Annotated in this window: 8 protein-coding genes; 3 read left to right on the top strand and 5 right to left on the bottom strand. The window is 72.7% G+C overall.

Annotation, left to right across the window (positions count from 1 at the left end; translation table 11 throughout):
• Positions 1–121: 121 nt before the first annotated feature.
• The gene (locus LPA27_RS18955; RefSeq protein ID WP_056862595.1) at positions 122–2,164 is read right to left on the bottom strand and encodes an APC family permease; all 2,043 of its coding nucleotides are present in this window, start codon (positions 2,162–2,164) and stop codon (positions 122–124) included.
• Positions 2,165–2,234: 70 nt separating this feature from the next.
• Here LPA27_RS18955 and LPA27_RS18950 point away from each other — a divergent pair, with 70 nt between their 5' ends.
• Together LPA27_RS18950 and LPA27_RS18945 are read left to right on the top strand one after the other, a co-directional pair.
• Entirely contained in the window at positions 2,235–2,882 is a 648-nt protein-coding gene (locus tag LPA27_RS18950; protein ID WP_227489238.1) for a potassium channel family protein, read from the top strand.
• A gap of 1 nt (position 2,883) precedes the next feature.
• Positions 2,884–3,555 (top strand): potassium channel family protein, encoded by a 672-nt coding sequence (locus tag LPA27_RS18945; RefSeq protein ID WP_228943531.1) that lies wholly within the window; start codon positions 2,884–2,886, stop codon positions 3,553–3,555.
• Between the two features lie 49 nt (positions 3,556–3,604).
• On the opposite strand, the gene LPA27_RS18940 is transcribed toward LPA27_RS18945, so the two are convergent.
• The 4 genes from LPA27_RS18940 to dut all read right to left on the bottom strand — a co-directional run bounded on the left by LPA27_RS18940 (position 3,605) and on the right by dut (position 5,968).
• Positions 3,605–4,375, bottom strand: a complete 771-nt coding sequence (locus tag LPA27_RS18940; RefSeq protein WP_228943529.1) for a DUF3159 domain-containing protein — start codon at positions 4,373–4,375, stop codon at positions 3,605–3,607.
• Positions 4,372–4,734, bottom strand: a complete 363-nt coding sequence (locus LPA27_RS18935) for an OB-fold nucleic acid binding domain-containing protein (RefSeq protein WP_056862592.1) — start codon at positions 4,732–4,734, stop codon at positions 4,372–4,374. Before LPA27_RS18935 ends, LPA27_RS18940 begins: the two co-directional genes overlap by 4 nt.
• Before the next feature lie 7 nt (positions 4,735–4,741).
• Complete coding sequence (locus LPA27_RS18930; RefSeq protein ID WP_056862591.1) at positions 4,742–5,413, bottom strand: DUF3710 domain-containing protein; 672 nt, start codon at positions 5,411–5,413, stop codon at positions 4,742–4,744.
• Between the two features lie 102 nt (positions 5,414–5,515).
• Complete coding sequence (dut, locus tag LPA27_RS18925) at positions 5,516–5,968, bottom strand: dUTP diphosphatase (protein ID WP_056862590.1); 453 nt, start codon at positions 5,966–5,968, stop codon at positions 5,516–5,518.
• Positions 5,969–6,093: 125 nt separating this feature from the next.
• On the opposite strand from dut, the gene LPA27_RS18920 reads away from it, so the two are divergent.
• Positions 6,094–6,313: DUF3093 family protein (locus LPA27_RS18920; protein WP_228943527.1), on the top strand; the 220-nt coding region annotated here is incomplete at its 3' end.

Here is a 6,313-nt window from a genome sequence, read left to right as displayed (position 1 = left end):
ACACGGGCCACGCAGTGACCGCCGTGGGCGACGGGGCCGACCTCGACCTCGAAGCGCTCGCCGACGCGGGAGCGTCCACGGGCGGCTCGGGGGCGGGCGGCGCGGGCGCGGGGGTGTCGGGTCATCGTCTCAGCTCGTCGGGGTGGCGCTCGTCGACCTGGCCTCGGCGCAGGTCTCCGGGTCGCACGCGGAAGTCGTCGGACAGCTGGCGCTCGCGGGCGATCTGCGAGGAGCGCAGCTGGTAGGGCACGGAGGTCACCATGACCCCCGGGGTGAAGAGCAGGCGGCCCTTGAGCACGAGCGCGGTCTGGTTGTGCAGCAGCTGCTCCCACCAGCGTCCCACGACGTACTCGGGGATGTAGACGGCGACCACCCCGCGCGGGTTGGAGCGGCGGATCTCGGTGGCGTACTCCACGATCGGGCGCACCAGCTCGCGGTAGGGCGAGTGGAGCACCTTGAGCGGCACGTCCATCTTCCGCTCGTCCCACTCGGCGAGCAGCTTGTCGGTGGCCACGGGGTCGACGGAGACGTAGATGCCCTCCAGCACGTTGGGCCGGGTCGCCTTGGCGAAGGCCAGCGCGCGCAGCGTGGGCTTGTGCAGCTTGGAGACCAGCACGATCGCGTGGACGCGGGTCGGCATGACCCGGTCCTCCTCGTCGGCGGCCAGCTCCGCGGAGACCTTGTCGTAGTGGCCGCGGATGCCGCGCATGAGGGCGTAGAAGAAGATCATCGCCAGGATCGTGATCCAGGCGCCGGCGAGGAACTTGGTGACCAGCACGATCACGAGCACCACGGCGGTGAAGCTGAGCCCGATGGCGTTGATCAGGCGCGAGCGCACCATGCGGCGCCGCTCGGCGGGGTCGCGCTCGGTCTGCAGCAGCCGCGTCCAGTGGCGGATCATGCCGAGCTGGCTGAGGTTGAACGACACGAAGACGCCCACGATGTAGAGCTGGATCAGCCGGGTCGTCTCGGCGTCGAAGGCCAGGATCAGCACGATGGCCATCACCGCCAGGAAGACGATGCCGTTGCTGTAGGCCAGCCGGTCGCCGCGCGAGCCGAGCGCGCGGGGGGCGAAGCCGTCGTTGGCCAGGATCGAGCCCAGCACCGGGAAGCCGTTGAAGGCGGTGTTGGCGGCCAGCACCAGGATGATGCCGGTGACCGTGACCACGAGGTAGAAGCCCGGCGGGAAGTCGCGGAAGACCGCCTCGGCGATCTGGGCGATGACGGTGTGCTGGTCGTAGTCGGCCGGCAGCGCCTGCCCGTCGCGGGTGAGCCGGTCGAGGTCGTGGGGGTCGACGTACTTCAGCCCCATCTGGCGGGCCAGCACGATGACGCTGACCATCATCGAGATCGCGATCATGCCGAGCAGCAGCAGCGTCGTGGCGGCGTTCTTGCTCTTGGGCCGCTTGAAGGCCGGCACGCCGTTGGAGATCGCCTCGACGCCGGTCAGCGCGGCACAGCCCGAGGAGAAGGCCCGGGCGAGCAGGAAGAGCAGCGCGAAGGTGGTGAGCGGGCCCTCGAGGCCCGGCTCGGGGGTGATGGTGAGGTCGGCGCTCTCGACGCGGGGCAGGTTGCCCGTGAAGAGCTGGAAGAGCCCGATGCCGCACATGCCGAGGATCGCGACCATGAACAGGTACGTCGGCGCCGCGAAGAAGCTGCCCGACTCCCGGATGCCGCGCAGGTTCATCGCCATCAGCAGCAGCACCAGCAGCGAGCCGAAGGTCGCCTCGTGGCCGCTGAGCGCCGGGATGGCCGACGCGGCGTACTGGGCGCCGGAGGAGATCGAGACGGCCACGGTGAGGATGTAGTCGACCAGCAGGGCGCTGGCCACCGTCGTGCCGGCCTTCGGGCCCAGGTTGACGGTGGCGACCTCGTAGTCGCCGCCACCGCTGGGGTAGGCGTGGACGGTCTGGCGGTAGGAGGCGATGACCGCCGCCATCACGATCGCGACGGCGATCGCGATCTTCCACGACCACATGTAGGCCGAGGCGCCGGCCAGCGAGAGCATGATGAAGACCTCGTCGGGGGCGTAGGCCACCGAGGAGAGCGCGTCGCTGGCGAAGACCGGCAGCGCGATGCGCTTGGGGAGCAGCGTCTCCCCCAGCTGGGAGCTGCGCAGCTTGCGTCCCAGCAGGATCCGTTTCGAGACGTCGCCAACTCCCACGCGACGGAACGCTACGGCACGCACGGCCCGGAGCCCTAGGCGATACGGTGACGGCGTGCACGTTGTGATCATGGGCTGCGGCCGCGTCGGCTCGACGCTCGCGCGCAGTCTCGAGGACCGGAACCACACCGTGTCCATCATCGACAGCGAGCCGGACGCCTTCCGGCGCCTCGGCCCGGGGTTCAACGGCGACAAGGTCACCGGCTACGGCTTCGACCAGGAGGTCCTGGAGAAGGCCGGCATCCGTCGCGCCGACGCCTTCGCCGCGGTCTCCAGCGGCGACAACTCCAACATCATCGCCGCGCGGGTCGCCCGCGAGACCTTCGGCCTCCAGCAGGTCGTCGCCCGCATCTACGACCCCGGCCGCGCCGAGGTCTACCAGCGCCTGGGCATCACCACCGTCGCGACCGTGAAGTGGACCGCCGACCAGGTGCTGCGCCGGATCCTGCCCGCCGGCGCGGAGCCCGACTTCCGCGACCCCAGCGGCACCATCCGCGTCGACCACGTCACGGTGCCCGAGTCGTGGATCGGCCACCGCACCGTGGCCATGCAGGAGCAGAGCCGCAGCCGCATCGCGTGGATCGACCGGCTCGGCGAGGGCATGCTGCCCTCGCGCGAGACGATCCTGCAGGAGGGCGACATGCTCCACCTGGTGATCCGCGAGGACAACGCGGCCCATGCCTACGCCGTGCTCGACCGAGGACCTGAGGAGCACTGACGTGCGAGTCGCCATCGCAGGGGCCGGCGCCGTGGGCCGCTCCATCGCCCGCGAGCTGATCGGCAACGGCCACCAGGTCCTGCTGATCGACAAGAACGCCGGCTCCATCAAGCCCGAGCGGGTGCCCGACGCCGAGTGGCTGCTGGCCGACTGCTGCGAGATGTCCTCGCTGGAGGAGGCCGGGCTGGAGCGCTGCGACGTGCTCATCTGCGCCACCGGCGACGACAAGGCCAACCTGGTCGCCTCGCTGCTGGCCAAGACCGAGTTCGGGGTGCCGCGCACCGTCGGACGGGTCAACCACCCCAACAACGAGTGGCTCTTCAGCGAGGCGTGGGGCGTCGACGTCAGCGTCTCGACCCCTCGCATCATGTCGGCCCTGGTCGAGGAGGCGGTGAGCGTCGGCGACCTCGTGCGGCTCTTCACCTTCCGCCAGGGCAACGCCAACCTGGTCGAGATGACGCTGCCCAGCGACTCGCCCTACGTCGGCAAGCCCTCGGGCCTCATCCCGCTGCCCGACAACTGCGCGCTCGTCACCATCCTGCGCGACGGCCAGGTCTACGTGCCGACCCCGGAGCAGCCGGTGGAGTCGGGCGACGAGCTGCTGCTGGTCGTGCCGGCCGAGCAGGAGGACGAGCTCGAGCGGCTGCTCGCGCCCTCCTCCCACGGCGGCTGAGCCGACCGGCGTACGCCGGGGCCGCGCGGCGCCCGGGGGCGGGCGGGGCTCAGGCCACGGCGGGCGAGACGGGCGTGCGGTTGCGGCCGAGCACCCACATCATCGCGCCGAGGGCGAGCAGCTGCAGCGGCCAGCCCAGCGCGATCTTGAGCACGCCGAGCGCGGCGACGACCGTGTCGACGTCCATGGCACCGGACTGGCCGGCCAGCCACAGCGGCAGCTGGAGGGCGACCCGCACGACGCACGGCACGGCCAGCAGCCACGTCAGCGTGGTGCACAGCCGCACGACCTGCTTGTCGGCGTGCCAGGCCGTGGGGTCGCCGGTGACGCTGCCGACCATGAAGCCCACCAGGGGCCAGCGGATCAGGCAGGTCAGCCCCATCGCCACGGCGTAGACGCCGTTGTAGATCAGGCCCGGCAGGAAGTAGGCCAGCGCCTGCTCGTCGGCGCTGCCGCCGTTGCGCGCCGAGATAGCGACGAAGAACCAGCCGATGCCGATGCCGACCAGCGCGTTGACGGCGAACTGCACCGTGGAGCGCTGCACGAGCCGCACCACCAGGGCCAGGGCGGCGGCCGCGCCGCCGACCGCGATGGCCAGGTTCAGCTCGCGCGTGGTCAGCCACAGGACGGTGAAGAGGAGGGTCGGCACGGCCGCCTCGACCATGCCGCGACGCCCACCGAGGGCCTTGGCCAGCTGCGCACGCACCACGGCCTCGACGCTCTCGACCCCGGGGTCGTGCTCGGGCTGGTCGACGGGCGGGCCGGGCTGGTCGGCGGACCGGGACAGGGGGTCGCCGGCGGGACGGAGCGGGTCGCTCACGGGATCAGCTCGTAGCGCGGGTTGTACATGACGCGCACACCGTCGTGGCAGCCGATGCGACCCTGCACCTGCATGGACACCCCCGGGGAGATCCCGACGATGCGGCGGCGGCCGAGCCACACGATGGTGATGACCCCGGAGCCGTCGAAGAGCTCGGCCTCCAGGGCCGGCACCCCGCCGCGCGGGCGCAGCGTCACCGTGCGCAGCGTGCCGCGCAGCACGACGCGCTCACGGTCGGGCGCGGCGGCGATCGTGTCGTGGCCGGGTTCGCAGTAGGTCTTGCGCAGGTCGCGGGCGTGCTGGTCGGAGCTGTTGGCCCACTTGCTGATGCTGCGGCGCAGCCGGCTCTTCTCACCCACGGGCGGTCTACTCCCCCGTCGGCTGGGTGAGCTGCTGGCCGGTCTCCTGGGCCGTGCGCTGGGCGGGCTGCACCTTGCGCGCGTTGTCGGGCAGCGAGACCGGCAGCGCCTCCCCGACGGGCATGGCGCCCTCGCCGCGGCGCACCGCGACCCGGGTGATGACGTGCTCCCAGTCGGCCGCCGTCTCCGGCTCGCGGGCGGGGCCCCCGATGAGGGTGGCGCGCAGCAGCCACCGCGAGCCGTTGACGCCGATGATGCGCGAGTGCTGCGTGCCGGTGCGGCCGTCGGGCAGCTGGGTGGCCAGCTGGCACTGCAGCTCCACGCCGAAGGGACCCTCGACCTCGGTGGCGGTGCCGCCGCGGCGGGTCATGTCGGCGGCGATCTGGGGCCTGACCTCGCTCCACAGGTCGCCGTTGCGGGGGGCGGCGAAGGCGCGCAGCTCCAGCGCCCCGTCGGGGCCGGCCAGCATGACCGCCTGCACCTTGCCGGTGGACTCCTCGACCTGCAGGCGCAGCTCGCGGTCGGCGCTCGGCTCGATGAGCAGCGAGCCGAGGTCGGCGCGGGTGACGCCGTCGTCGGGGAGGTCCTCGGCGTCGAAGGGGCCGCGGGCCGGCTCCTGGGGCTGCGACGCGTCGTCGAGCTCCTCGGCGGTGACCTGGGACTTGCGGCGGAACTTCACGAGAGCCTGCTCCTCGGTGGATCGTCTGGGTCGGCCCACCCGGCACCACCCCGGACGGGTGCGGCTGCGCGGTGGGCGCGCTGCGGAGGTGCGGCCCTGGGGTCAGCCCTGGCCGAAGCCTCCGGTAGAACCGTAACCCCCCTGGCCGCGCTCGCTGTCGGGGAGCCGGTCGACCTCGACGAAACGCACCCGCTCGACGCGTTGCACGACCAGCTGCGCCACCCGGTCGCCGCGTCGCAGCAGGATCGGCTCGCCCGGGTCGAGGTTGACGAGGAGCACCTTGACCTCGCCCCGGTAGCCCGCGTCGACGGTGCCCGGGCTGTTGACGATGGACAGGCCGTGGCGCGCCGCGAGCCCCGAGCGGGGGTGCACGAGCCCGACGTAGCCCTCCGGCAGCGCCAGCGCGATGCCCGTGGGCACGAGCGCGCGCTCGCCGGGGGCCAGCGTCACGTCGACGGTGGTCAGCAGGTCGGCGCCCGCGTCACCGGGACGGGCGTACGCCGGCAGCGCCAGGTCGGCGTCGAGGCGCACCACGGGCAGCTCGAGGTCACTCATGGCCCGGACCCTAGCCCCGCGCTGCGCCGGGCCGCGCCGCGCACGGCCCTCCCCGGTCGGCCCCCGCGCGGCTCGCACCCGCCCCAGGTCGCCGCGGGGCGGGCGGGAGTGGGAAACTGGGCCCCGTGACCCCGACCTACCGCGAGCGACTCGCCGTGCCCCTGCGCTGGTGGGTGCAGGGCACGATGCTCGTCGCCTCGCTCTGGCTGGCCGTGGTCGTCGCCGTGCCGGGCGTGGTGGCCTGGGTCGTCGCGGGCCTCTCGGTGGCCCTCATGGCCGCCCTCCTGCTCGCCTACGGCAACGCCGTCATCAGCGTCGCCGGCGGCGAGCTGCGTGCGGGCCGCG

Source organism: Nocardioides sp. Leaf374 (assembly GCF_916862475.1).
Lineage (GTDB): Bacteria > Actinomycetota > Actinomycetes > Propionibacteriales > Nocardioidaceae > Nocardioides > Nocardioides kribbensis.
Note: the sequence above shows the minus strand (reverse complement) of the source record. Positions and strands in the feature narration are given on the sequence as shown.

Coding starts and splice junctions, on each gene's coding strand:
- LPA27_RS18950 (WP_227489238.1), top strand. CDS start 2,235: ATGGGCTGCGGCCGCGTCGGCTCGACGCTCGCGCGCAGTCTCGAGGAC.
- dut (WP_056862590.1), bottom strand. CDS start 5,968: ATGAGTGACCTCGAGCTGCCCGTGGTGCGCCTCGACGCCGACCTGGCG.